The 23,262-nt window shown below is 71.0% G+C and carries 21 protein-coding genes; 8 read left to right on the forward strand and 13 right to left on the reverse strand.

The window, feature by feature from the left end:
• Positions 1–6 precede the first annotated feature (6 nt).
• From ABZ848_RS10305 to ABZ848_RS10320, 4 genes are all read left to right on the forward strand, one after another.
• Positions 7–552: a sigma-70 family RNA polymerase sigma factor gene (locus tag ABZ848_RS10305; protein ID WP_242776238.1), complete on the forward strand. Its 546-nt coding sequence runs from the start codon at positions 7–9 to the stop codon at positions 550–552.
• A 157-nt stretch (positions 553–709) separates the two neighbouring features.
• Positions 710–1,225 carry a hypothetical protein gene (locus tag ABZ848_RS10310; protein ID WP_360828359.1) on the forward strand — a complete coding sequence of 172 codons (516 nt, stop codon included), beginning with the start codon at positions 710–712 and terminating at the stop codon, positions 1,223–1,225.
• A 151-nt stretch (positions 1,226–1,376) separates the two neighbouring features.
• Complete coding sequence (locus ABZ848_RS10315) at positions 1,377–2,033, forward strand: zf-HC2 domain-containing protein (protein ID WP_360828362.1); 657 nt, start codon at positions 1,377–1,379, stop codon at positions 2,031–2,033.
• Between the two features lie 258 nt (positions 2,034–2,291).
• Positions 2,292–3,524, forward strand: coding sequence for a protein kinase (locus ABZ848_RS10320; RefSeq protein ID WP_360828365.1), 1,233 nt, complete (start codon positions 2,292–2,294; stop codon positions 3,522–3,524).
• Between the two features lie 3 nt (positions 3,525–3,527).
• Here the strand turns inward: ABZ848_RS10320 and ABZ848_RS10325 are convergent, their stop codons facing one another.
• The 3 genes from ABZ848_RS10325 to ABZ848_RS10335 form a co-directional block, all read right to left on the reverse strand.
• Entirely contained in the window at positions 3,528–4,391 is an 864-nt protein-coding gene (locus ABZ848_RS10325) for a DNA-formamidopyrimidine glycosylase family protein (protein ID WP_360828368.1), read from the reverse strand.
• Positions 4,392–4,432: 41 nt separating this feature from the next.
• Positions 4,433–6,520 carry a SpoIIE family protein phosphatase gene (locus ABZ848_RS10330; RefSeq protein WP_360828371.1) on the reverse strand — a complete coding sequence of 696 codons (2,088 nt, stop codon included), beginning with the start codon at positions 6,518–6,520 and terminating at the stop codon, positions 4,433–4,435.
• Between the two features lie 75 nt (positions 6,521–6,595).
• Entirely contained in the window at positions 6,596–7,795 is a 1,200-nt protein-coding gene (locus ABZ848_RS10335; protein WP_360828374.1) for a DUF6777 domain-containing protein, read from the reverse strand.
• A 135-nt stretch (positions 7,796–7,930) separates the two neighbouring features.
• Here ABZ848_RS10335 and ABZ848_RS10340 point away from each other — a divergent pair, with 135 nt between their 5' ends.
• Positions 7,931–9,352: a lipase maturation factor family protein gene (locus ABZ848_RS10340; RefSeq protein WP_360828377.1), complete on the forward strand. Its 1,422-nt coding sequence runs from the start codon at positions 7,931–7,933 to the stop codon at positions 9,350–9,352.
• Here the strand turns inward: ABZ848_RS10340 and ABZ848_RS10345 are convergent.
• From ABZ848_RS10345 to ABZ848_RS10380, 8 genes are read right to left on the reverse strand one after another with little or no spacing between them, the layout of a single operon-like run.
• Positions 9,340–10,176 (reverse strand): amidohydrolase family protein, encoded by an 837-nt coding sequence (locus ABZ848_RS10345; protein ID WP_360828380.1) that lies wholly within the window; start codon positions 10,174–10,176, stop codon positions 9,340–9,342. The genes ABZ848_RS10340 and ABZ848_RS10345 overlap by 13 nt on opposite strands.
• Complete coding sequence (locus tag ABZ848_RS10350; RefSeq protein ID WP_360828383.1) at positions 10,173–10,487, reverse strand: L-rhamnose mutarotase; 315 nt, start codon at positions 10,485–10,487, stop codon at positions 10,173–10,175. The genes ABZ848_RS10345 and ABZ848_RS10350 overlap by 4 nt, the downstream gene beginning before the upstream one ends.
• Complete coding sequence (locus tag ABZ848_RS10355; protein WP_360828385.1) at positions 10,487–11,431, reverse strand: aldo/keto reductase; 945 nt, start codon at positions 11,429–11,431, stop codon at positions 10,487–10,489. Before ABZ848_RS10355 ends, ABZ848_RS10350 begins: the two co-directional genes overlap by 1 nt.
• Positions 11,428–12,183: an SDR family oxidoreductase gene (locus tag ABZ848_RS10360; RefSeq protein WP_360828388.1), complete on the reverse strand. Its 756-nt coding sequence runs from the start codon at positions 12,181–12,183 to the stop codon at positions 11,428–11,430. The genes ABZ848_RS10355 and ABZ848_RS10360 overlap by 4 nt, the downstream gene beginning before the upstream one ends.
• A complete protein-coding gene (locus ABZ848_RS10365) occupies positions 12,180–13,520 on the reverse strand; it encodes an L-fuconate dehydratase (RefSeq protein ID WP_360828391.1) in 1,341 nt (446 codons plus the stop codon). Before ABZ848_RS10365 ends, ABZ848_RS10360 begins: the two co-directional genes overlap by 4 nt.
• Before the next feature lie 36 nt (positions 13,521–13,556).
• A complete protein-coding gene (locus ABZ848_RS10370) occupies positions 13,557–14,582 on the reverse strand; it encodes an ABC transporter permease (RefSeq protein WP_360828395.1) in 1,026 nt (341 codons plus the stop codon).
• The gene (locus ABZ848_RS10375; protein WP_360828398.1) at positions 14,575–16,074 is read right to left on the reverse strand and encodes a sugar ABC transporter ATP-binding protein; all 1,500 of its coding nucleotides are present in this window, start codon (positions 16,072–16,074) and stop codon (positions 14,575–14,577) included. Before ABZ848_RS10375 ends, ABZ848_RS10370 begins: the two co-directional genes overlap by 8 nt.
• The gene (locus tag ABZ848_RS10380) at positions 16,071–17,141 is read right to left on the reverse strand and encodes a sugar ABC transporter substrate-binding protein (RefSeq protein ID WP_360828401.1); all 1,071 of its coding nucleotides are present in this window, start codon (positions 17,139–17,141) and stop codon (positions 16,071–16,073) included. Before ABZ848_RS10380 ends, ABZ848_RS10375 begins: the two co-directional genes overlap by 4 nt.
• A 165-nt stretch (positions 17,142–17,306) precedes the next feature.
• Here ABZ848_RS10380 and ABZ848_RS10385 point away from each other — a divergent pair, with 165 nt between their 5' ends.
• Positions 17,307–18,008, forward strand: coding sequence for a FadR/GntR family transcriptional regulator (locus ABZ848_RS10385; RefSeq protein WP_360828404.1), 702 nt, complete (start codon positions 17,307–17,309; stop codon positions 18,006–18,008).
• A gap of 148 nt (positions 18,009–18,156) precedes the next feature.
• Positions 18,157–18,558 (forward strand): PPOX class F420-dependent oxidoreductase, encoded by a 402-nt coding sequence (locus ABZ848_RS10390; RefSeq protein ID WP_360828407.1) that lies wholly within the window; start codon positions 18,157–18,159, stop codon positions 18,556–18,558.
• A gap of 3 nt (positions 18,559–18,561) precedes the next feature.
• Here ABZ848_RS10390 and ABZ848_RS10395 read toward each other — a convergent pair whose 3' ends face one another.
• Complete coding sequence (locus ABZ848_RS10395; RefSeq protein WP_360828410.1) at positions 18,562–19,260, reverse strand: SDR family NAD(P)-dependent oxidoreductase; 699 nt, start codon at positions 19,258–19,260, stop codon at positions 18,562–18,564.
• Between the two features lie 95 nt (positions 19,261–19,355).
• Here ABZ848_RS10395 and ABZ848_RS10400 point away from each other — a divergent pair, with 95 nt between their 5' ends.
• Complete coding sequence (locus tag ABZ848_RS10400; RefSeq protein WP_360828413.1) at positions 19,356–20,225, forward strand: helix-turn-helix transcriptional regulator; 870 nt, start codon at positions 19,356–19,358, stop codon at positions 20,223–20,225.
• Positions 20,226–20,238: 13 nt separating this feature from the next.
• Here the strand turns inward: ABZ848_RS10400 and ABZ848_RS10405 are convergent, their stop codons facing one another.
• Positions 20,239–23,259, reverse strand: a complete 3,021-nt coding sequence (locus tag ABZ848_RS10405; RefSeq protein ID WP_360828416.1) for a glycoside hydrolase family 38 C-terminal domain-containing protein — start codon at positions 23,257–23,259, stop codon at positions 20,239–20,241.
• Between the last annotated feature and the right edge of the window lie 3 nt (positions 23,260–23,262).

A 23,262-nucleotide genomic window follows, 5' to 3' on the forward strand; every position in this document is an offset into this window, starting at 1 on the left:
ACGCCCATGACGGCCGGAACCACCCTCACGAACGGGACGACCGCCGAGCACGAGCTCGCCGCACTGCAGCGGGAGCACGGCCGGCCCCTCTTCGCGCTCCTCCTCCGGCTCTGTGACGGCGACCGGCAACGCGCCGAGGACCTCGTACAGGAGACCCTCGTCCGCGCCTGGCAGCACCCCGAGGCACTGCGCGCCGACGACTTCGAGTCCGTACGGCCGTGGCTCATGACCGTGGGACGGCGGCTCGCCATCGACGCGCGGCGGGCCCGGCAGGCGCGGCCGGCCGAGGTCGGGGACGCGATCCTGGAGAACGCGCGGGTGATCGCCGACCACGCCGAGCGGGCCGCCGCCGCCCTCGATGTGCGCGAGGCTGTGAAGACACTCACTCCGGAACACCGTGAAGTCCTGGTGCTCGTGTACTTCCAGGGTGCGAGTGTTGCGGAAGCCGCGGAAGCCCTCGGCATCCCTCCCGGTACCGTGAAGTCCCGCGCGTTCTACGCGCTGCGCGCCCTGCGCCGGGTGCTTCCCGGATATGCGGCCGACCTGCGGTGAAACCAACGGATCAGTCAAACCTCCGTAAAGCGCCTTGCTGAGGACCCCGGTTGAGTAATCGGCTGTCCTCATCCGTGTTCCGGACTGGGGGCTCGGGGCCCGAGAACGGGGCCCGGAGTCGGGCGACGCGCACGCACCGGAGGAAGGGCAGGAAGGGATGCTGCACAGAGGTCAAGAGAGCACGGACGGCACCGGCGGCGGTGAACTGGTCGTCCCGATGGCCTGGTTGTACGCCGAGTACATCGCCGACGAGCTGCTGCGGACGGGCGACCTCATGCCGCCGACGTCCATGGAGTTCCGCGCCGGGCGCGACGCCCTCGCGCTGACCATCTTCCTCTCGGACACGGACGGCGAACTCTCGGGCATCCGGGTGGTCTCCCAGCTGGAGACCTGGCTTTCGCTGACGGCGTACGACCAGCCGTGGCAGGACTGGGTGCGCGAGCGGATGGCGGACCTCGCGGCCCGGGCGGTCGAATCCGGCGCCCCCGCGCCCGACTTGGACCTGGCCGCTGCGGCCTGGCGCTGGCTGGAGGAGACCGAGCTGCTCGCGCCCGATCTGAACGCGGTGCCGGGCGGCGGTGCAGGCATCGGTGAGGACGAGGGACCGAAGGTGTGGACGAAGGCCTGGCAGCTCGGGCTGCCCCTCGGTCACCTCGCCATCCACCTCTTTTAGATTCGTTTCGATCCGGACCAATCCTCGGGCCTGGCCGCTACGAATCCCTTGGTTACGATTCTGTGTGTGCCTTGAGTGATTCGGCGGTCGGGTGCGTACCGGTGGGAGCAACGAGTAACCCAACCCGCACCCAACGGCACGAGGATTCGGCATGAGGTCCCAGGAGAGGCATCGCGACGTCGCCGCGTACGCGCTCGGCGTGCTGGACGAGGCGGACGCCTTCCGCTTCGAGGACCACCTGATGGAGTGCGCGCGCTGCGCGGCGCACGTGACCGAGTTCGGTCCCGTCACCCGACAGCTGATGCTGTATCACCGGGCGACGCCCCGGTTCGTGCATCCCATGGCGAAGCCCGGGCCGCAGCTGCTGGAGCGGCTGATGTCCGCGGTGGCGACGCGGCACCGAACCGGCCGGCGCAAGGTGCTGTTCGCACTGGCCGCGTCGGTGGCGGTCGCCGTGGCCGGGCCCGGGATCGCGATGATGGCGGGCGGCGACGGCGGCGGGAACGCCGTGCGGCTCACCGCGACCGACGCGACCTCGGGCGTGTGGGCCCGGGTGACGACCCAGGACGCGGACTCCGGCAGCCAGGTGGAGCTGGAGGTCAAGGACGGCGCGGGCCCGCGCTCCTGTCGTCTGGTCGCGGTCGGCCGCGACGGCACCGAACAGATCCTGACCAGCTGGACCGTGCCGAGCCATGACGCCCACGCGATCACCATGCAGGGCAGCTCGGCGATGCACGTGAGCGAGATCGCCCGGTACGAGGTGCGCACGGCGGACGGCGAGCACCTCGTGACGCTGAAGGCGCACTAAGCGCTCCGCTGGATGTGCCGCGATGGGCCGTCTTTCGCTCGCGGCGCCGTCGTGGCTGGTCGCGCAGTTCCCCGCGCCCCTTCAGGGCGCTGCCGAACCGCAGCCGACTTCGCCAGGACCGCTTAGCCCGCCGTGACGTTGTGAACGACCGCTGCGCTGTACCGAGTACGCCCCAGGTACGCTGACGCTCCCGGCCCAAATGATCATCAATGGTGAGATTTCGGGTCGTGCGGGAGTGAGTTGTCGTAGTACTGCGGGGTGGGAGTACAGGTGTTGCTGGCGGAGCGCTATCGGCTCGACGAGCTGCTGGGGCGCGGCGCGATGGGCGACGTGTGGCGGGCGGCCGACCAGGTCCTCGGGCGTGGCGTCGCGGTCAAGCTGCTGCGGGCCGCGGAGGCCACGGACAGCGAGCGGTTCCGGATGGAGGCGCGGACCGCGGGGAGTCTCAACCACCCCAATGTCGTGGGGGTCTACGACTTCGGGGCGTATGACGGGCAGCTGTATCTGGTCATGGAGCTCGTCGACGGGTGGAGTCTGGCCCAGGAGCGGTCGCTGCGCGGGGTTCTGCCGCCGGACGAGGTGGCGGCGATCGGCGCACAGCTGGCGGCGGGGCTCGCGGCGGCGCATCGGCAGGGCGTGATCCACCGGGACGTCAAACCCGCCAACGTCATGCTCACCACGGACGGTACGGCGAAGATCACCGACTTCGGGATCGCGCGGTTCGCGGACGAGGCGGCCGCGGGGATGACGGCGACCGGGAAGGTGCTGGGCACGGCGGACTACCTTGCTCCGGAGCGGGCGTTGGGGCGGCCCGCGCAACCTGCGGTCGATGTCTACTCGTTGGGATGCGTCCTGTACGAACTGCTCACCGGGAAGCCGCCGTTCCGGGGCGCGACCTCGCTGGCGGTGGTGCAGCAGCATGTGGACGCGACGCCGGTGCCGCCGGTGCGGCTCCGCCCGGAGACACCTCGGCCGCTCTCCGACTTCGTCCTGAGGCTCCTGGAGAAGGACCCGACGGCGAGACCGAGCGCGGAGGAGGCGGCGGGGTGGCTGTCGGGAGTGGATCGGAGGGGGACGCGGTCTGAGGCCGGGGACAGCGTGGCCGTCCTGGGTGGAGTGTCCGTGCCTGGTGGAGTATCCGTCCCGCCCGGCCCGGCGATGTCGCCGCCGCGTCCTGCCGGTGTGCGTGGCTCGCGCTCCCGGCGGCGTGGACGAGGGCGCCTTGCCGTGAAGGCTGGGGTGGGTGCCGGTGCGGTGGCGTTGTTCGCGGGTGCGGCGGCGCTTGGCGCATCTCTCAACGCCGGGGGCGAGGCGCCCTCGACGCCCGCTTCACCGACACCGACGACGAGCGTGTCCGCGCCTGCCGACCAGACGCCGACGGCCAGTACGCCGACTGCCGCTCAGTCCACCACGGCGCCCCCGGCGGAGGACCGCGGTGACAGGGAACCCCGCAAAGGCAAGGGGAAGCACGGCGAGGACTCCGACAACTGACCGCTACTTCAGCAAGCGGGACATTCTTCTGTCCGCCAGTGGCTTGCCGCCCGTCTGGCACGTTGGGCAGTACTGGAGGGACGAGTCGCTGAAGGAGACCTCGCGGATGGTGTCGCCGCAGACCGGGCAGGGTTCGCCGGTGCGGCCGTGGACGCGCAGAGCGCTCTTCTTCTCCGCCTTGAGGCGGCCCGCAGCGACACCCCGGGAGCGCTCGACCGCTTCCGTGAGCGTCGTGCGCAGGGCGTCGTACAGGCGGCTCGTCTCCTCCGGTGTGAGGGACGCGGCGAGTTTGAAGGGGGACATCTTCGCGGCGTGGAGGATCTCGTCGCTGTACGCGTTACCGACGCCCGCGATGAGGCTCTGGTCGCGCAGGGCACCCTTGATCTGGCGTCTCTCGGGGGCCAGGAGGGCCGCGAAGGACTGTTCGTCGAAGTCGTCCGCGAGGGGGTCGGGGCCGAGGCGGGCCACGCCCGGGACCTCCTGGGGGTCGTGGACGACGTACACCGCGAGGCGCTTCTGTGTGCCGGCCTCCGTGAGGTCGAAGCCCTCCCCCGTCTCCAGGGCGACGCGCAGCGCGAGGGGGCCCTTGCCGGGGCGTGGCGGACCGTCGGGCAGCCGGTCCTTCCACTGGAGCCAGCCCGCGCGGGCCAGGTGGGTCACGAAGTGCGGGCCGCCGTCGGTGGCGAGGTCGAGGAACTTGCCGTACCGCTGCACGGCGGTGACCTCGCGGCCTTCCAGCGCGGCGAGCGGAGGGTCGTACGTCTTCAGGACGCTGATCGCGACGGGCAGCACCCGGACGATCTCGTGACCGACCAGGTGCTCGGTGAGGAAGTCCTTGAGGGCTTCCACCTCGGGGAGTTCCGGCATACGTCCAGAGTGCCACCCGGCACCGACAACGCCACGCGGGTTCAGTCCGGCACCGGTGCCACGAACTCGCACCACACGCACTTGCCGCCGCCCCGCGCCTCCACTCCCCACACGTCGGCCAGCAGGTCGACCAGCAGCAGGCCACGCCCGGAGACGCCCTGCTCCCCCGCCTCGCGGCGGCGTGGCAGGGCGCTGGAGGAGTCCTCGACCTCGACGCGCAGTCGGCGGTCGCTGCCGGTGAGGGCTCTGAGGGTGACGATCGCGGCGCCCTCGGTGTGCATCAGGGCGTTGGTGATCAGTTCGTCGGCGACGAGTTCGATCTCGTCGGCGCGGTCCTTGGCGCCCCAGGCGCGGACGGCCGCTCCGATCATGTGCCGGGCCTGGGCGAGCGCTTCGGGGTCGCCCGGTGCCACGTGCTGCTGGAGCCGGCCGCCGGACTTCGGGGTGTCCAGTCCGCGCCTGCGCAGCAGGAGCAGGGCCACGTCGTCGTCCCCGCCGCGTTCCTCGGCGACGTCGATGAGGCAGTCCGCGAGGTCGCGTACGTCGTCGGGGCCGGTGGAGATGAGGGCGGTGAGGGTCTGCATGCCGTCGTCGAGGTCGGTGCCGGGCTGTTCGACCAGGCCGTCGGTGCACAGCAGGAGGGTGTGGCCGGGGTCGAGTTCGATGGTGCCGACCGGGTATTCGAGGCTGCCGAACTCGGCGGACAGACCGAGCGGCAGCCCACCCTCGACGGCGACGCGCCGGCTGCTGCCGTCGGCGGCCCGGATCAGGGGGTCGATGTGCCCGGCCCGGACCACCTGCACCACGCCGGTCGACAGGTCGGCTTCGGCGTACAGGCAGGTCGCGAAGCGGTCGGTGTCGAGTTCGTGGAGGAAGACGGAGGCGCGGGCCATCACGGTGGCGGGGGTGTGGCCCTCGGCCGCGTAGGCGCGCAGCACGATGCGCAGTTGGCCCATGACGGCGGCCGCGTGGGTGTCGTGGCCCTGGACGTCGCCGATGACGGCACCGACCCGGCCGCCGGGCAGCGGGATCAGGTCGTACCAGTCGCCGCCGATGTCGCGGCCGAGGGTGCCCGCGGCGGTGCCGGCGCGGTAGCGGACGGCGACGTCGGCGCCGCGCACGCTGGGGATGGTGCGCGGCAGCATGGCCTGCTGGAGCCCGGTGGCGAGGTCCTTCTCCTGCTCGTAGAACATGGCGCGCTGGATGCTCTGCGCGATGCTGCTGCCGAGGGCGACGAGGACGTTGCGGTCCTCGGGCGAGAAGCCCCGGCGGTCGCTGTAGAGCAGGCCCATGGCGCCGATCGGGCGGGCCTGCACGATCAGCGGGAGGTAGGCGGCCGAGGTGATGTTGAGGTCGGTGATGTGCGGCCACAGCACGGGGAAGCCCTCGGCGAACTCCTCCGGGGACTCGATGAAGCGCGGGCTGAGGGTGCGGACGACCTCGCTCATCGGGTAGGGCTCGTCGATCCGGGTGACGAGGGTGCCGGGGACGAAACTGCCCTCGGGGCCCTCGGCGATCAGCCGGATGCGGCCGGCCTCGACCAGGCCCATGACCAGGCTGGTGGCGCCGAGGTGGGTGAGGCCGTGGGTGTCCTTGAGTACGTCGATGACGTCCTGGACGGTGCGGGCGTGCGCGAGGGCGGCCGTGGTGAGCTGGACGACGTTGGTCTGCTCGCGCCGGGCCGCGTCCTGCGCGGCCTGCTCCTGCCGGGCCGCGCTCTCGCTGAGCTCCTGGGTCGCGTCCCGGACGATGCCGATGATCCTGCGCGGGCGGCCGGTCTCGTCCCGCCGGATGTAGCCCTGGGTGTGGGTCCAGCGCAGGCTGCCGTCGCGGCGGCGGATGCGGAAGTAGACGCCGTAGTTCTCGCTGCCGTCCTTCATGGCCTGGGCGACCAGGGAGTCGAGCCGGTAGGCCTCCGCGCGCGGGACACGGATCGCGAGGCTCTCGGGGTGGTCGTCGTACTCCTCGGGGCGCAGGTCGAAGACCTCGTGGGCCTGGGCGTCCATGTGGAACAGGCCGGTGTCCAGGTCCCAGTCGAAGCTGCCCATCTGGTTGAGCGCCAGGATCGGGTCCGGGTGGGCGGGCCAGTCTTCCGGGAGTGACAGGGCGCTCGCTCCCCGATCAGCCATGGGGCCACCTTGCCAGGGTTTGCCCGATTCTTCGACCGGGACGACAGGATGGTTCGCCGGATTTCCGGTGCGCGGTCAGCCGCCGAACACGTCGGTGGGGCTGTCGAAGATGCTGCCGGTGTCGTCGGGGATCAGCCCGCCGCCGTCCGGGAGGTCGGGGGTGTCCGGCACGGTCTCCGGGCCGATCTCATCCGAGTCCGACGAGTCCGACGGGGACTGCGGCTGCCCGGGGACCGTGGTGGTGAGGCCGGGGGTGCTGGGCGTGGGCGGGCTGGTCGGGGGTGTGGCGGTGACCGTGGCCGTGGGGCAGACGGGGGGTCCGACGGCCGGCTCCTCGGTCTGTACGTCGTCGGTGGCGCCCGGGGTGACGGTCACGGTCGGCGTGACGCAGTCGGTGGGAGTCCCGGAGGGGCTGGAGCTTGAGGGACTGGAACTGGAGGGGCCGGTGCTCGTGTCGCTCGGGGAGGCGCTGCTGCTGCTCGGCGTGAGGGTGGGTGCGGGCGTCGGGGTCACCGGGAGCGGCGGCGGAACGACGTGGTTGTGGTGCACGTCGTGCCCCATGGGCCGTTCGATCCAGGTGTTGTGCACGATGTCGATGATCGTGATGTTGGTGATCACCTGGGGTGCCGGGGTCACCACGATCACCTCGGTGGGCCGGTAGCCGGACCAGGGGCGGCCGTGGGTGCCGTAGCCGCCCTGTTGCGCGACGGCGGGCTTGAGCGGGTTGCCGCAGGCGCAGCGGAGGCGGGGTATCCCGCGGTTGTCGACGAGAACGGCGGTGCCGGCCTGGAGGACCGACTGGAAGCTGCTCGTCCGGCCGCCGCGGAAGCCGTGGTTGGTGACGCGGGTGTCCGCGCGCAGCACGACCGGGGCGAGTCCCCGCAGATACGAGGGGATCGACGCCGTCGGGATGCCCTCGACCTGGGCGAAGGCGCGGGCCGTGGCCTGGTCGGAGGTCAGGTGCTCGATCTGCCGGTTCACGTCGCAGCTGCCGACGCGTTCGGTGCCGCCGTAGAGGCCGGGTGTGCCGCCCGATATCGAGCGCACGCCCCGCGACGCGCCGGTCGGTTGCTGCGTTCGGGTGACCGGGGGCGGGATGGCCGTGGAGGTGGCCGTGGACTCGGTGAAGGGGTCCGGTCCCTGGGCCGCGACCGGCTGCAGGAAGACCTCTCCGCCCGACTTCGTGTCCTTGCCGCCGTCGCCGCCGCAGCCGGCGACGAGAAGCGCCGCCGAGAGCGCGCAGGCGGTGGCGAGGGTTCCGGTGACTGTCCGCACCTCGTCCTCCTGCCTCACTACAGGCAATGCGCCACCATTGTCTGCTTCACTCACTTGGGTTACGCAAGCGGAGGAGGGTTACACGCAGAGTGACATAGAGTTCCGGCGCGACAATGGAACGAGGAGCGCACGGCCGTGGACTGGTTCATCGCACCCGAGTACTGGACGAGCCGGCTGGTCTTCCAGCGGGCTCTGGCCGGCGTGTACCTCGTGGCGTTCCTGACGGCGGCGCTGCAGTTCCGCGCGCTGATGGGCGAGCGCGGAATGCTGCCGGTTCCCCGCTTCGTCGAGCGGGTGCCGTTCAAGAAGGCCCCCAGCCTCTTCCAACTCCACTACTCCGACCGCTTCTTCGCCGCCTGCTGCTGGACGGGCTGCGCGGTCTCGGCGGCACTGGCGGCCGGTCTGGACTCTCAACTCCCCCTCTGGGCCGGGATGTTGCTGTGGCTGATCCCCTGGGGGCTGTACCTGTCGATCGTCAACGTGGGCCAGACCTGGTACGCGTTCGGCTGGGAGTCACTGCTCCTGGAGGTCGGCTTCCTCGCCGTGTTCCTCGGCAACGACGAGGTGGCGCCGCCGGTCGTCGTGCTGTTCCTGCTGCGCTGGATCCTGTTCCGTGTCGAGTTCGGGGCCGGTCTGATCAAGATGCGGGGCGACGCGTGCTGGCGGAAGCTGACGTGCCTGGACTACCACCACGAGACCCAGCCGATGCCGGGCCCGCTGAGCTGGTTCTTCCACCATCTGCCGCGGCCGCTGCACCGGGCCGAGGTGGCCGCGAACCACTTCACCCAACTCGTCGTCCCGGTCCTCCTGTTCACCCCGCAGCCGGTCGCGACGGCCGCCGCGTCCCTGATGATCGTCACCCAGCTGTGGCTGGTCCTGTCGGGCAACTTCTCCTGGCTGAACTGGATCACCATCGTGCTGGCGGTCTCGGCACTGCAACTCCCGTCCGACGCGCCTTCTTTGCCGGACACCCCGCTCTGGTACGAGGTGGTGGTCCTGGCGGTCGCCGCACTCCTGCTCGGCCTCAGCCATCAGCCGGTCCGCAACATGCTCTCCCGCCGCCAGATCATGAACCGTTCCTTCGACCCGCTCCATCTGGTCAACACCTACGGGGCGTTCGGGAGCGTCAGCAGGATCCGCTACGAGGTGGTGATCGAGGGCACGGCCGACACGGTGCCGCACGAGGATTCGGAGTGGCTGGAGTACGAGTTCAGGGGCAAGCCGGGCGACCCCCGCCACTGGCCGCGCCAGTTCGCCCCGTACCACCTCCGCCTGGACTGGCTGATGTGGTTCGCCGCGCTCTCCCCCTCGTACGCCGGCGCCTGGTTCGGCGCCCTGGTGGAACGCCTCCTGGAGAACGACCGCGACACCCTGCGACTCCTGCGCCGCTCCCCGTTCCCACCGGACGGCCCGCCCCACTTCATCCGCGCCCGGCTGTTCCGGTACCAGTACACGAGCTGGCGGGAGTTGCGGGAGACGGGGGCGTGCTGGGAGCGGACCTATGTGCGGGAGTATCTCCCGCCGACCCGGTTGGAAGGGGTGGCTCAGAGGTCGTAGACGCGGCCGGCGGTTGTCTCGAAGAGCAGCGCGTGTTCGGCCGGACTGAGACTGCCCGTCAACTCCCGTGTCACGGCGAGCACTTCCGCGTAGGTCGCCCTCTCCGTGCACACCGGCCAGTCCGAGCCGAACATCAGCCGGTCCGGGCCGAAGGTCTCCAAGGCCGTCTCTGCGTACGGGCGGAGGTCGTCGGTCGTCCAGGAAGTGGGGTCGGCCTCGGTGAGCAGGCCGGAGAGTTTGGCGAACGTGTTGGGCAGGGCGGCGAGGGCCTGGAGGTCGGAGGACCAGGGAGTGAGGGTGGCTGAGGCGATCGGGGGTTTGCCCAAGTGGTCGAGGACGAGGGTGAGTTGGGGGAGGGCGGCGGCCGCCTTTGTGCACGCCGGGAGTTGGTGGGGCAGGACGACCAGGTCGTACACGAGGCCTGCTTCGGCGACCGCCGTGAGGCCTCGGTGGACGTCCGGGCGCAGGAGCCAGTCCGGGTCGGGTTCGGCCTGGACCTGGTGGCGGATGCCCTTCAGGTAGGAGCCGCCCGGGAGTTCGCGCAGGCGGGCGAGTTCGTCGGCGATGTCCGGGCGGGTGAGGTCGGTCCAGCCGACCACGCCGGCGATCAGGTCGTGGGTGGCGGCCAGGGCGAGGAACTCCGGGGTCTCCTCCGGGACGGTGACCGTCTGGACGAGCACCGTGCGGTCGACTCCGGCGGCGCGGGCCTCGGGTTCGAGGTCGGCGACGGTGAAGTCCCGGCGGAGCGAGCTGTGTTCGGGGATCCAGTCCTGGTCCCGGACCGAGAGGTCCCAGACGTGGTGGTGGGCGTCCACGAGCGTCATGGCAGCTCCCAGACCACGGGCAGGCCCGCGTCCGCGCCCTCGTCGGAGTAGTCGTGCACGACGTCGAGGAGTTCGGCCATGCGGGCCTGCCAGGCGATGTTGACCGGGAGTTTCTCCAGTTCGGAGAGGAGGCGGGCGTAGTCCTCGCACTCCAGGACGTGGAAGAGGTCGGTGCCGCTGCGATAGATCGTCCAGGAGGTGGCACCGGCCGTACGGATCGCGTCCGTGAGTTCCTTCGGCACCTCACGGTGGGCGGCCTCGTACTCGGCGATGCGGTCCGCGCGGACCTTGGTGTGCAGGGCGACTCTCATCACGGCTCCTCGGTCGTCAGGAGGCCGGCCTCCCGCAGCTCCTGCCAGAAGGCGTCGGGTACCGGCGTCGCGAACTGGTCGGCACAGTCCTGGACTTCCGCCGCCGAGCGGGCTCCCACCAGGACGCTCGTGACGGCCGGGTGGGCGGCGCAGAAGGCGAGGGCGGCGGCCCGCAGGGTGATGCCGTGCCGCTCGGCGACGGTCTTCATGCGCAGGGCGCGGTCCAGCAACTCGGGTGATGCCGCGGCGTAGTTGTAGGTCGCCCCCGGCTTCGGATCCGCCAGCAGGCCCGAGTTGAAGGCGCCGCCGATCACCACCGAGACGCCCCGTTCGACGGCAGCGGGGAGGAGTTCCTTGAGAGCGCTCTGGTCGAGCAGGGTGTAGCGGCCCGCGCACAGCACCACGTCGACGTCGGTCTCGCGGACGAAACGGGTGAGCATCTCGGCCTGGTTCATGCCCGCGCCGATCGCGCCGACCACGCCTTCCGAACGGAGCTTCTCCAGGGCTGGGTAGCCCTCCCGGAAGGCCTGTTCGGCATGGTCGTCGGGGTCGTGCAGGTAGACGATGTCGACACGGTCGACGCCGAGTCGTTCCAGACTGGCGTCGAGGGTGCGGCGGATGCCGTCCCCGGTGAAGTCCCAGACGCGGCGGTGGGTGGCGGGCACGGCGAAGCCGTTCGCCAGGTCGTCCCCGCCGCCGTCCCGCGGCTCCAGGCGGCGGCCGACCTTCGTGGAGAGGATGTACTCCCCGCGCGGGTGCTCGCGCAGGGCGGCGCCGAGGCGGCGTTCGGACAGGCCGAGCCCGTAGTGCGGTGCGGTGTCGTAGTAGCGGATGCCGCGCTGCCAGGCGGCGGAGACGGCCTCGTACGCCTGCTCGTCCGTGACCTCGGTGTAGAGGCTCGCGATGCCGGCGGCTCCGAGGCCGAGGCCGCGGGGTGTGGTCACTGGCCCACCGGCCTCAGCCGCAGGCCCTGCATGCCGCCGTCCACGGCGAGGGAGGTGCCGGTGGTGGCTCCGGACAGGGGGCTCGCCAAGTAGGCGATGGCGCCCGCGACTTCGTCGGCCGAGACGAGGCGGCCGGAGGGCTGGCGGGCCTCCAGGGCGGCGCGTTCGGCGGCCGGGTCGGGGGCCTTGGCGAGGAGGCGGCCGATCCACGGGGTGTCCGCCGTACCGGGGTTGACGCAGTTGACGCGGATGCCCTCGCGGACGTGGTCGGCGGCCATGGCGAGGGTCAGTGAGTACACGGCGCCCTTGGTCGCGCTGTAGAGGGCGCGCTGCGGGAGGCCGGCCGTGGCGGCGATGGAGCAGGTGTTGACGATCGCCGCGTGCCGTGACTCGCGCAGGTGCGGGAGGGCGGCGCGGGCCGTGCGGACCATGCCGAAGAGGTTGACGTCGAAGACGCGCTGCCACTCGGCGTCGTCGTTGTCCTCGACGGTGCCCTGGGCGCCGATGCCCGCGTTGTTGACCAGGACGTCGAGGCCGCCGAGCTCGGCGACCGCGGCCGCCACAGCCTCCCGTACGGACGTGTCGTCGGTGACGTCGGCGCGGAAGCCGAGCAGGGGTTTCTCCACCGAGGACGGGTCGAGGTCGAGGACGGCGACCTGGGCGCCGCGGGCGGCGAGGAGTTCGGCCGTGGCCCGTCCGATGCCGGAGGCTCCGCCGGTGACCAGGGCCTTCAGCCCCTGGAAGTCGGTCATGCCGCCCGTCCCTTCTTCTCGTCGAGGTCGGCGGCCCAGAAGGTACCGCCGGGGAAGGTGTACCGCGTGATGGACTCCGGTCGCATGGCGGCCGAGAAACCGGGCGCGGTGGGTGCCGTGTAGTGGCCCTCGCGGATCACCACCGGATCCAGGAAGTGGTCGTGCAGATGGTCGACGTACTCGATGACGCGGTCCTCGGTGGTGCCGGAGACGGCGACGTAGTCGAACATCGAGAGGTGCTGGACGAGTTCGCACAGGCCGACGCCGCCCGCGTGCGGGCAGACCGGGACGCCGAACTTGGCGGCGAGCAGGATGATCGCGAGGTTCTCGTTGACGCCGCCGACGCGGGCCGCGTCGATCTGGACGACGTCGAGGGCGCCCGCCTGGAGAAGCTGCTTGAAGACGACACGGTTCTGGACGTGTTCGCCGGTGGCCACCTTGACCGGGGCGACGGCCTCGCGGATCGCCGCGTGGCCGAGGACGTCGTCGGGGCTGGTGGGCTCCTCGATCCAGTACGGGTCGAACTCGGCGAGGGCCTTGGTCCAGCGGATGGCCTCTGCGACGTCCCAGCGCTGGTTGGCGTCGATCGCCATGCGGATGTCCGGGCCGATCACCGCGCGGGCGACGCGGCAGCGGCGGATGTCGTCGTCGAGGTCGGCGCCGACCTTGAGCTTGATCTGGGTGAAGCCGTCGGCGACGGCCTGGGCGGCGAGGCGGGTGAGCTTCTCGTCGCTGTAGCCGAGCCAGCCGGCGGAGGTGGTGTAGCCGGGGTAGCCGCGCTCCAGCAGGCGTTCCGTGCGCTCGCCCGCTCCTTCCCGGCCCCGGCGCAGGATGTCCAGCGCCTCCTCGGGGGTGAGCGCGTCCGTGAGGTAGCGGAAGTCGACCTGGGCGACCAGCCACTCGGGGTCGGCCTCGGCGAGCAGCCGCCACAGGGGCTTGTCGGCGCGCTTGGCCGCGAGGTCCCACACGGCGTTGATCACCGCGCCGATCGCCATGTGCATCACGCCCTTCTCGGGCCCGAGCCAGCGCAGTTGGCTGTCCCCGACTAGCTCCTGGTAGAGCGCCCCCGGGTTCGCGCACACCTCGTCCACGTCCCGTCCCGCCACATGGTGGCGCAGCGCGTGGATCGCGGCGACCTGCACCTCGTTGCCCCGCCCGATGGTGAAGGTGAAGCCGTGTCCCTCCAGGCCGTCCTCGGCGTCGGTGCGCAGCACGACGTACGCGGCCGAGTAGTCGGGATCCGGATTCATCGCGTCGGAGCCGTCGAGCTCGCGCGAGGTGGGGAAACGGATGTCGTGGGTGTCGACCGCGGTGATGCGGACGGGCGTCGGGGACACGGAGGGCCTTTCGGTCGGGGGCAGGTCGGGCGGCGGTCAGTCCTGTGCGCGGCCTGTCGTCACACGGGCGATCATGAGGGCGACCAGGATGATTCCGCCGTAGATCGCCTGGATCCAGAAGGACGGCACCTGGGCGAGTGTCAGCAGGTTCTGTACGACTCCGAGGAGGAGTACGCCGGTGAGGGCGCCGAACATGGTGCCCTTGCCGCCGTCCAGGCTGATGCCGCCGATGACCGCCGCCGCGAACACGGTGAAGATCATGTTCTGGCCCTGGTTGGCGCTGATCGCGCCCACGTAGCCCGTCTGCATGATCCCGCCGACCGAGGCGAGCACGCCCGCGACGACGAAGACGCCGAGCATCACGCGCTCGACGCGGATGCCGGCCGCGCGGGCCGCGTCCGCGTTGCCGCCGATGGCGTACAGGGCGCGTCCGACGCGGTGGTACTTCAGGACCAGCCCGGCGATCGCGAAGGCGGCGCCGGCGAGCCAGACGGACATCGGGACGTTCAGGAAGGTGCTGGTGGCGAGAGTGTAGAAGCTGTCGGGCATGCCGAACAGGGTCTTGCCCTTGGTCGCGCCGACCAGCAGTCCGCGCAGCACGATCAGCATCGCGAGGGTCACGATGAACGCGTTGAGCTTGAACTTGACGACCAGGATGCCGTTGAAGGCGCCGACGGCCCCGCCGACCAGGAGGATCGCGAACAGGGCGAGTCCGGCCGGGAGTTCGGTGCCCCAGCCCGACTGCGCGGAGGGCAGGACGAGCAGGGCGCCGACGGCGGGCGCGATGCCGACGACGGATTCGAGGGACAGGTCGAACTTGCCGGTGATCAGGACGAGCGACTCGGCGAGGACGACCATGGCGAGCGCGGCGGAGGCGCCGAGGATGGAGATGAGGTTGCGCTCGGTCAGGAACGAGTCGTTGACCACCGCGCCGAGCACCATCAGCAGCAACAGGGCCGGAACCAGGGCGAGTTCGCGCGCCCGGCGCAGCAGTACGGCTTTCGCCGAGCGGGCGTCCGGCATGCTCACCGGCTTCACCGGCGGAGCCTTGGTGTCAGCCATGGTCCACTCCTTCGATGGAGGCGATCAGCTCGTGGTCGCGCCAGCCCGCCGGGTGCTCGGCGACGACGCGGCCGTGGAAGAGGACGAGGACGCGGTCGCAGCGCCGCAGGTCGTCGAGTTCGTCGGAGACGACCAGTACGGCGGTGCCGTCCTCGCGGGCGGTGTCCACGCGGGCCAGCAGTGACTCCTTGGACTTCACGTCGACGCCCGCGGTGGGGTTGATGAGGACGAGCAGGCGGGGGTCGGAGGCGAGTGCGCGGGCCATGACGACCTTCTGCGCGTTGCCGCCGGACAGGTCGGAGACGGGTTGTTCGGGGCCCTCGGTGTGGATGTCGAGGCGGTCGATCAGCTCGGTGGCGAAGCCGCGTTTGCGGTCGGTGCCGATGAAGCCGAAGCGGCCGAGCCGGTCGAGGACGCTCATGGTGGCGTTGTCGCCGATGGTCATGCCGGCGACCAGACCCTGCTCGTGCCGGTCGCGCGGCACGCAGCCGACGCCGGCCTTGAGGGCGGCCTGGACGTCGCCGAACGGCAGCCGTGCGCCGTCGAGTCGGGCGGTTCCGGCGGTGGGCGTGTACAGCCCGGCGAAGGACTCGGCCAGCTCGATCTTGCCGCTGCCGCTGATGCCGGCGAGCCCGACGACCTCGCCCTTGCGGACGGTGAGGTCGACGTCCTGGTAGGCGTCCGAGGTGAGACCGCGGGCGTCGAGGAGGACGGGGGCGCTGTCGTCGACGAGCTGTTCCTGTACGGCCTGTTCGGCGATCGTCTCGATGGACTCCCCCGCCATGGCCTCCACCAGGGAGGCGCGCGGCAGGTCGGCCACGGCTGCCGTGGTGATCCAGCGGGCGTCGCGCAGGACCGTCACGGTCTGGCAGACCTCGTACACCTCCTGGAGGTGGTGCGAGATGAACAGGAAGGTGACGCCGGAGTCCTGGAGTGCGCGCATTCGGCTGAACAGCCGCTCGATCTCGCGGTTGTCGAGCTGGGCGGTCGGCTCGTCGAGGACGATGAAGCGGGCGCCGAAGCTCAACGCCCGGGCGATCTCCACCATTTGGCGGTCCTCGACCTTGAGGTCGGCGGTGCGCGCGTCGGGGTCGACGCGCACGTCCCAGGTGTCGAGGAGCTGGGCCGCCTCGGTCCTCAGCCGGCGCCAGCTGATGAAACCGCGGTGCTGAGGCTGGCGGTTGATGAAGAGGTTCTCGGCGACCGTCAACTCGGGGACGACCGTGGGGTGTTGGTAGACGCAGGCCACCTTGCGGCGCCAGGCGTCGCGGTCGGCGAGCGGGGGCGCGGGCTGGCCGTCGAAGCGGACCGTGCCCTCGTCGGGAGCCTCCAGGCCGGTGAGGATCCTGACGAGGGTCGACTTGCCGGCGCCGTTGCGGCCGACGAGGGCGTGCGACTCACCGGACACCACGGTGAGCCGCCCGTCCGCGAGGGCGGTGGTGGGGCCGTAGCGCTTGACGACGTCCCGCGTCTCGACAAGTGGCGTACTCATTTGACCGTGTTGCCCCAGAGCTTGGGGTCGTCGACGTTGTCCTTGGTCACCAGCGGCGCGGGCAGCTGGTCCTCGAGGATGCCGCTGGACAGCTTGACGATGGTGGAGTCGTGGTCCGTCGGGCCGGGCTCGAAGGTCTTCCCCTCCATCGCCGCCTTGATGTAGTACATGCCGTACTTGGCGTAGGCGTCGGCGGGCTGGGAGACGGTCGCGTCGATCTGGCCCTTGCGGATGGCGTCGTACTCCTGCGGGATTCCGTCGTTGGAGACGATGACGATGTGGCCCTTCTGGCCCGCCGTCTTCAGCATGTTCTTCGACTTGAGGGTCTGCAGGGTGGGCGCGAGGTAGACGCCGCCGGCCTGCATGTAGATGCCCTTGATGTCGGGGTTGGCGTTGAGGAGCGTGTCGAGCTTGGAGGCCGCGGTGTCGGACTCCCACTTGGCGGGGATCTCCAGGACCTTCAGCTTCGGGTACTTCTTCTTGACGCAGTCCCGGAAGGCCTCGGAGCGGTCGCGGCCGTTGACCGAGGCGAGGTCGCCCATGATCTGCACGACCTTGCCACTGGTGACGTGCTGCCCGAGGTAGTCGCAGGCCTTGGTGCCGTAGGCGACGTTGTCGGCACGTACGACCATGGCGACCTTGCCCTTGTCGGGCGCGACGTCGACGGCGACGACCGGGACGCCCTTGCGCTCGGCCTGGTCGAGGCCTGCCTCGATGGCGGCGCTGTCCAGCGGGGCGACGACGAGGCCCTTCACGCCCTGGTTAAGCTGGTTGTTGATGTCGGTGATCTGCTGCGAGGGGTCGCTGTTGGAGTTGACCGTCTTCAGCGCGTCGACGCCCTCCGACTTGGCCATCTTGGGCACGTAGTCGTTGTACGACTGCCAGAACGGCGAGGTCAGCAGGGGCAGGATCACCCCGACCTTGCCGGTGCCGCCGCCTCCCGTACTGCCGGAGCCGGTGTCCTTCGTGCTGCCGCAAGCGGTGAGGGCGAGCGAGGCGCCGATGAGCGTGGCCATCGCGCCGAGGAATCTTGACCTGTTCTGCTTCCGCGCTGTTGTGCCGGGCATGTGGGCGGCTCCTCATTGAGCGTGTTCGAGCAGATGCCCGCATACTTATCAGACCACTTCCGGTGCGCAACACCCTCCGGCAGCAGATTTTCGCCGTTCCTGACGGTATTGGTCGGACCACCTCCACGGTTAGACTTCGGCGCACCGGTCGACGGGAGGAACGGCGTGGACGAGATCGCCCCGCAGAAGGGCACGGTGACGCAGCGCGCCATCGAGCAGATCAAGGCGATGATCGCGGGGGGCCGGCTGGAGCCGGGCCAGCGGCTGCCCACCGAGCGCGACCTCGCGGTCCAGCTGGGCATCTCCCGCAGTTCGATGCGCGAGGCGATCCGGGCGCTCACGGTGCTGGGCGTGCTGGAGGCCCGCCATGGCTCCGGCATCTACGTCACCCAGCTGGAGGCCGGCGACCTGCTGGAGACGTTCGGCGTGGTCGCCGACCTCTCCCGGGGCCCGCGTCTGGTGGAGCTGCTGGAGGTCCGCCGCATCCTGGAGTCGACGGCGACGGCCCTGGCGGCGGCCCGCATCACGCCCGACCAGCTGGCCGAGGTCGAGAAACACCTCACGGCGATGAACGCGACCGACGACCCCGAGGAGATCCTCGCCCACGACCTCGCCTTCCACCGCGAGATCGCGACGGCGGCGGGCAACGAGACCATGGCGGCGATCCTGGAGGGCCTGTCGTCGAGGACGTTCCGGGCCCGTGTCTGGCGGGGCTACCAGGAGGAGGGCGCGTTCGCCCGCACACGCCGGGAGCACGCGGCGATCCACCGCGCCCTGGTGGCCCACGACCCGGAGGCGGCACGGGCGGCGGCGGCCGCGCATGTGGGGGAGGTCGAGGAGTGGTTGCGGGCGCAGTTGGGGGGCTAATCGCCCACGGCCCGGACCCGCCCTGCCTCGCGACGCCCTGGACCCAGACGACCCGTCTCGCCACGCCCTCGCCCCAACCGCGCCACGCCTCGACCGAGCCAACCCACCCGCTTGACCTCAATCACCCTTGAGGTTCCACCGTGGAGGCATGACCTTCACCGAATCCGAGCGCGCCTACCTCACCGCCCAACCGCTCGGCCGCCTGGCGACCCTCGGCCCCGACGGCGCTCCGCAGGTCAACCCGGTCGCCTTCCGACTCAACGGCGACGCCATCGACATCGGCGGACCTGCGCTGGCCGGCAGCCGCAAGTACCGCAACATCCAGGCCGACCCGCGCATCTCGTTCGTCGTCGACGACAACGCCAACCATCCGGTCGGCCCCGGCGGGCAGCGTGGCCGGGGCCTGGAGCTCCGCGGGCGTGCCGAACTCCTCGACCTGGACCGGCCGCTCCTGCCCGGCTTCACCAACGAGGTGATCCGGCTGCACGCCCACCGGCTCGTCGCGTGGAATCTCGACGGGCCCGGCCGTAACGCCCGTAACGTGCCGTGACGTTCAGGACCAGGCGATCTCCCCGTGCCGGTCGACGAAGCGCCCTGAGCCGGAGCCCGGCTTCTCGGTCGCCAGCGTCACGATCGCGTCCGTGCCCTCGGTGACGGTCTGCGGGCCGCTGTGGCCGTTGAGGTCGGTGGCCGTGTAGCCGGGGTCGGCGGCATTGACGCGGATGTCCGGGAGGCCCTTGGCGTACTGCGTGGTCAGCATCGTGAGTGCCGCCTTCGAGGCGGTGTAGATCGGCGCGACGACGTGGGACTCGGGGCGGGACGGGTCGTGGGTGTACGCCAGAGAGCCCATGCCGCTGCTGACATTCACGATGACCGGGTCCGCGGACCGGCGCAGCAGCGGCAGGAACGCGGTCGTCGTGCGGACCACTCCCGCGAGGTTGACGTCGAAGACGGCGAGGGCGTCGGCGCCGGTCAGGCCGCCGGGGTCGCCGGACGGTCCGTGGACGCCGGCGTTGTTGATCAGGACGTCGACGCGGCCCTCGTGCTCGGCGACGTCGGCGGCCGCCGCGGCGACGGACGCGTCGTCCGTGACGTCGACGCGCACGAACCGCGCGCCCAGCGCGGCCGCCGCCTCCGCCCCCTGTTCGGGATCGCGGGCACCGACCAGCACGGTGTGCCCGAGTCGGACGAGCCGGCGGGCGGTCTCGCGGCCGAGACCCTTGTTCGCTCCGGTGATGAAGGTGATCGTCATGCCGTCCATGCTCGATCGCCCCCTGACGTCCGGGCCAGGGACGGCTCGACGGTAGGAAAAGCAGTACCACCCGTCCACGCCCCCGGTGCAGCACGATGGACACCATGACGACGACCCCCGGTACCGAGCTCGGCGCGATGATCCGCACCTGGCGGGACCGGCTGCCCCCGTCCGCCGCCGCACTGCCGGTCGGCCGGACCCGCCGCGCGGCCGGTCTGCGCCGCGAGGAACTCGCCGAGCTGGCGGGCGTGTCGGTGGACTACGTCGTACGGCTGGAACAGGGGCGGGCGACGACACCCTCGGCGCAGGTCGTGGCATCCCTGGCCCGTGCCCTCCAGCTGTCCGCCGCCGAGCGCGACCACCTCTACCGCCTCGCCCACCTCGCCCCGCCCGCGGACGGCACGATCTCCGGCCACATCACCCCCGGCGTCCAACGCGTCCTCAGCCGGCTCGCGGACGTCGCGGTCGCCGTGTTCGCGGCCGACTGGCAGCTGGTCTGGTGGAACCGCGGCTGGGCCGCCCTGCTCGGCGACCCCTCCTCATCGCCACCGCAGCTGCGCAACTTCGCCCGCGACAGGTTCCCGCTCGACTCGGACCCGCCCCGCCTGGCGCAGTGGCCGGTGACCGAGCTCGACCCGGACACCACCGACGCCGCCGTCGTCTCCGACCTGCGCCGGGCCACCGGCCGCTTCCCGCACGACCCGCGTCTGGCGGAGCTGATCCGCCAACTGGCCGCGGGCAACGGGCGGTTCGCCGAGCTGTGGGCGAGCGGCACGGTGGCCACCCACCGCGAGGACCACAAGACGATCGAGCATCCCTCGGTGGGCCCGGTCACGGTGGACTGCGACGTCCTGACCGACGGCGACTCCGAACTCAAGATCGTGATCATGAGCGCCGCGCCCGGCAGCGCGGACGAGACGAAACTCCGCCTCGCCGCGCTCGTCGGCGTGCCGGACACACGGTGACGCCGGAAGGTGACTAGGCCCGCCGCAGCCGCAGCGTCACCAGCTCGAAAGGACGCAGTCGTACGACGATGCGGTTGCCGTCGCGCTCCGGCGCGGCCGACTCGGTCCACGGGCGTTCGAGGAGGTCGGTGACCGTCACCTCGGCCACCTCGAAGCCGGCCGTCAGCACCGCCTTGGTCCGTCCGCCGTGTGCCTCGTGGAAGCGGACCACCACGTCGCCGCTGCCGTCGTCAGCGAGTTTCAACGCCGTTATGACAACGGCTTCCTGATCGATCGTCACCAGTGGAGCGACCTCGTCGCCGCCGGTGAGCCGTCGTTCCGGAAGGTTGATGCGCCATCCCTCCCGCACCGCGTCGCCGATCCCCGCTCCCGGGACCAGGGCGTGCCGGAAGCGGTGGACGCCCTGGTCGGTCTCGGGGTCCGGGAAACGCGGGGCGCGCAGCAGGGACACCCGGACCGTGGTGGTCGTACCGCGGTCGCCGACCGTGCGGACCGTGCGGGTCACGTCGTGGCCGTACGTCGAGTCGTTGACGACCGCCACGCCCCAGCCGGGTTCCTCGACATGGACGAAGCGGTGGTTGCAGGCCTCGAACTTGGCCGCCTCCCAGGAGGTGTTGGTGTGGGTGGGCCGGTGGAAGTGCCCGAACTGGGTCTCGGACGCGTACCGTTCGGCGTGCACGTCGAGCGGGAAGGCGAGCTTGAGGAACTTCTCCGTCTCGTGCCAGTCCACCTCCGTGTCCAGCACCAGCCGCCGCTCCTCCGGCGGCAGCGACAGCACCTGCGTGACACGCGACGCGCCGAAGGTACGGACGATCCGCACCGACGACCCGTCCGCGCCGGCGGTCACCTCGTCGGCGTCCGTCAGGTCGGTGACGGTGTTGCGGTAGAACTCGTCGACGTCCCAGGCGTCCCACATGTTCGGGAAGTCCGGGTGGAGTTGGAGGAGGCCCGCGGCCCGCCCCGGCGCGATGGTCTCGCGGTCGGCCGCGATGTCGTAGGCCGATACGACGAGGCCGTGTTCGTCGATCTCCACCCTGAGCAGGCTGTTGTGCAGCACGAACCCACCGCCCGCGCGGGGCACGAGTACCGTCTCCCCCTCGACGACCGAGGTGCCCGCACCGCCCGCCGCCACCCCGCTCCGCGTGTGCGGGGCCGAGTTGAAGACGAGGGGTGTCGATCCCTCGCCCGCGAGGGCGCGTTGGGCCGCGTCGATGATCGCGTTCAGCTCGGCGGCGAGGCGCTCGTAGGTCGCCCGTGCCTCGCGGTGGACCCACGCGATGGACGAGCCCGGCAGGATGTCGTGGAACTGGTGCAGCAGGACCGTCTTCCAGATGCGGTCCAACTCCTCGTAGGGGTAAGGGAATCCGGTGCGTACGGCGGCCGTCGCCGCCCACAGTTCGGCCTCGCGCAGCAGGTGTTCGCTGCGGCGGTTGCCCTGCTTGGTCTTCGCCTGGCTGGTGAGGGTGGCGCGGTGGAGTTCGAGGTAGAGCTCGCCGACCCAGACGGGCGGTTCGGGGTACTCGGCCTCGGCGTTCGCGAAGAACTCCCCCGGCGTCTCCCAGACGACGGTGGCCGAGCCCTCCAGATCCCGCAGCCTGGCCGCCTTGGCGACCATCTCGCGGGTCGTGCCGCCGCCCCCGTCGCCCCAGCCGGTGGGGGCGAGGGAGTGCCGGGCGACCCCCTTGTCCTTGAAGTTGCTTGCCGCGTGGGCGATTTCGCTGCCCTTCATGGAGCAGTTGTAGGTGTCGACGGGCGGGAAGTGCGTGAAGATCCGGGTGCCGTCGATGCCCTCCCAACGGAAGGTGTGGTGCGGGAACTTGTTCGTCTGCGACCAGGAGATCTTCTGCGTCAGCAGCCACTTGGAGCCCGCCGCCCGGATGATCTGCGGGAGTCCCGCGGCGAAGCCGAAGGTGTCCGGGAGCCAGGCCTCGTCGTTCTCGATGCCGAACTCGTCGAGGAAGAACCGCTTGCCGTGCACGAACTGACGGGCCATCGCCTCCGAGCCCGGCATGTTGGTGTCCGACTCCACCCACATCCCGCCGGCCGGCACGAACCGCCCGTCCGCGACCGCCTTCTTCACCCGCGCCCACACCTCGGGCCGGTGCTCCTTCACCCACGCCCACTGCTGGGCCTGGGACATGGCGAACACGAACTCGGGCTCGTCCTCAAGGAGCGCCGTCATGTTGGAGGTCGTACGCGCCACCTTGCGGACCGTCTCGCGCAGCGGCCACAGCCACGCCGAGTCGATGTGCGCGTGACCGACGGCGCTGATGCGGTGCGCCGAGGGGACGGCGGGCGCGGACAGGACACCCGCGAGCCGCGAACGGGCCGCGGACGCCGTGCCGTTGACGTCCTGAAGGTCGATGGCGTCGAGCGCCTTCTCCACCGCCCGCAGGATCTCCCACCGCCGCGCCGACTCCACCGGCAGCTCGGCCATCAGCTCGCCGAGCACCTCCAGGTCGATCACCAGCTGCCACACCGACTCGTCGAAGACGGCGAGATCCATGCGGGTGAGCGTGTACTGCGGTTCGCTGCCGGCGGTCTCCCTGTCGCCCAACTGGGTGGGCAGGAAAGGGTGGTAGTCGAGGATGACCGGGTTGGAGGCGGCCTCGACGTGCAGGCGCACCTCCTCGCCGCCCTCGACCGGCGCGCCGATCCGCACCCACTGGTTGCGCGGGTTGAGGCCCTTCACCGGGGTGCCGTCGGGCCGGTGGACCAGGCCCTCGCACTGGAAGCCCGGCATGTTCTCGTCGAAGCCGAGGTCGAGGACCGCCTCGACGGTCCTCCCGGCCCACGCCTCGGGGACCGTCCCGGTCACCCGGAACCAACTGGTCCCCCACGGAGCACCCCACCGGGCGCCGACCGCGATCGGCTCGCACTCGGCCGCCAGCCCCTCCTCCACGGGCACCGGCTCGCTGGACGCGTGCCACACCGCGACCTCCAGCGGCACGGACTCCGGATACACGGCGGGGCGGATGCGCTCGTCGAGAACGCGCTTGAGACGGGCTTCGACCAGGCTGCGGTCGTCATGCATGCG

This window comes from Streptomyces sp. NPDC047081 (genome assembly GCF_040643775.1).
Taxonomy (GTDB): Bacteria; Actinomycetota; Actinomycetes; order Streptomycetales; family Streptomycetaceae; genus Streptomyces.

Excerpts from the sequence above, each read along its gene's own strand:
- ABZ848_RS10305 (WP_242776238.1), top strand. The coding sequence starts at position 7 with ATGACGGCCGGAACCACCCTCACGAACGGGACGACCGCCGAGCACGAG.
- ABZ848_RS10310 (WP_360828359.1), top strand. The coding sequence starts at position 710 with ATGCTGCACAGAGGTCAAGAGAGCACGGACGGCACCGGCGGCGGTGAA.
- ABZ848_RS10315 (WP_360828362.1), top strand. The coding sequence starts at position 1,377 with ATGAGGTCCCAGGAGAGGCATCGCGACGTCGCCGCGTACGCGCTCGGC.
- ABZ848_RS10325 (WP_360828368.1), bottom strand. The coding sequence starts at position 4,391 with ATGCCGGAACTCCCCGAGGTGGAAGCCCTCAAGGACTTCCTCACCGAG.
- ABZ848_RS10330 (WP_360828371.1), bottom strand. The coding sequence starts at position 6,520 with ATGGCTGATCGGGGAGCGAGCGCCCTGTCACTCCCGGAAGACTGGCCC.
- ABZ848_RS10345 (WP_360828380.1), bottom strand. The coding sequence starts at position 10,176 with ATGACGCTCGTGGACGCCCACCACCACGTCTGGGACCTCTCGGTCCGG.
- ABZ848_RS10350 (WP_360828383.1), bottom strand. The coding sequence starts at position 10,487 with ATGAGAGTCGCCCTGCACACCAAGGTCCGCGCGGACCGCATCGCCGAG.
- ABZ848_RS10360 (WP_360828388.1), bottom strand. The coding sequence starts at position 12,183 with ATGACCGACTTCCAGGGGCTGAAGGCCCTGGTCACCGGCGGAGCCTCC.
- ABZ848_RS10370 (WP_360828395.1), bottom strand. The coding sequence starts at position 14,582 with ATGGCTGACACCAAGGCTCCGCCGGTGAAGCCGGTGAGCATGCCGGAC.
- ABZ848_RS10375 (WP_360828398.1), bottom strand. The coding sequence starts at position 16,074 with ATGAGTACGCCACTTGTCGAGACGCGGGACGTCGTCAAGCGCTACGGC.
- ABZ848_RS10380 (WP_360828401.1), bottom strand. The coding sequence starts at position 17,141 with ATGCCCGGCACAACAGCGCGGAAGCAGAACAGGTCAAGATTCCTCGGC.
- ABZ848_RS10390 (WP_360828407.1), top strand. The coding sequence starts at position 18,157 with ATGACCTTCACCGAATCCGAGCGCGCCTACCTCACCGCCCAACCGCTC.
- ABZ848_RS10395 (WP_360828410.1), bottom strand. The coding sequence starts at position 19,260 with ATGACGATCACCTTCATCACCGGAGCGAACAAGGGTCTCGGCCGCGAG.
- ABZ848_RS10400 (WP_360828413.1), top strand. The coding sequence starts at position 19,356 with ATGGACACCATGACGACGACCCCCGGTACCGAGCTCGGCGCGATGATC.
- ABZ848_RS10405 (WP_360828416.1), bottom strand. The coding sequence starts at position 23,259 with ATGCATGACGACCGCAGCCTGGTCGAAGCCCGTCTCAAGCGCGTTCTC.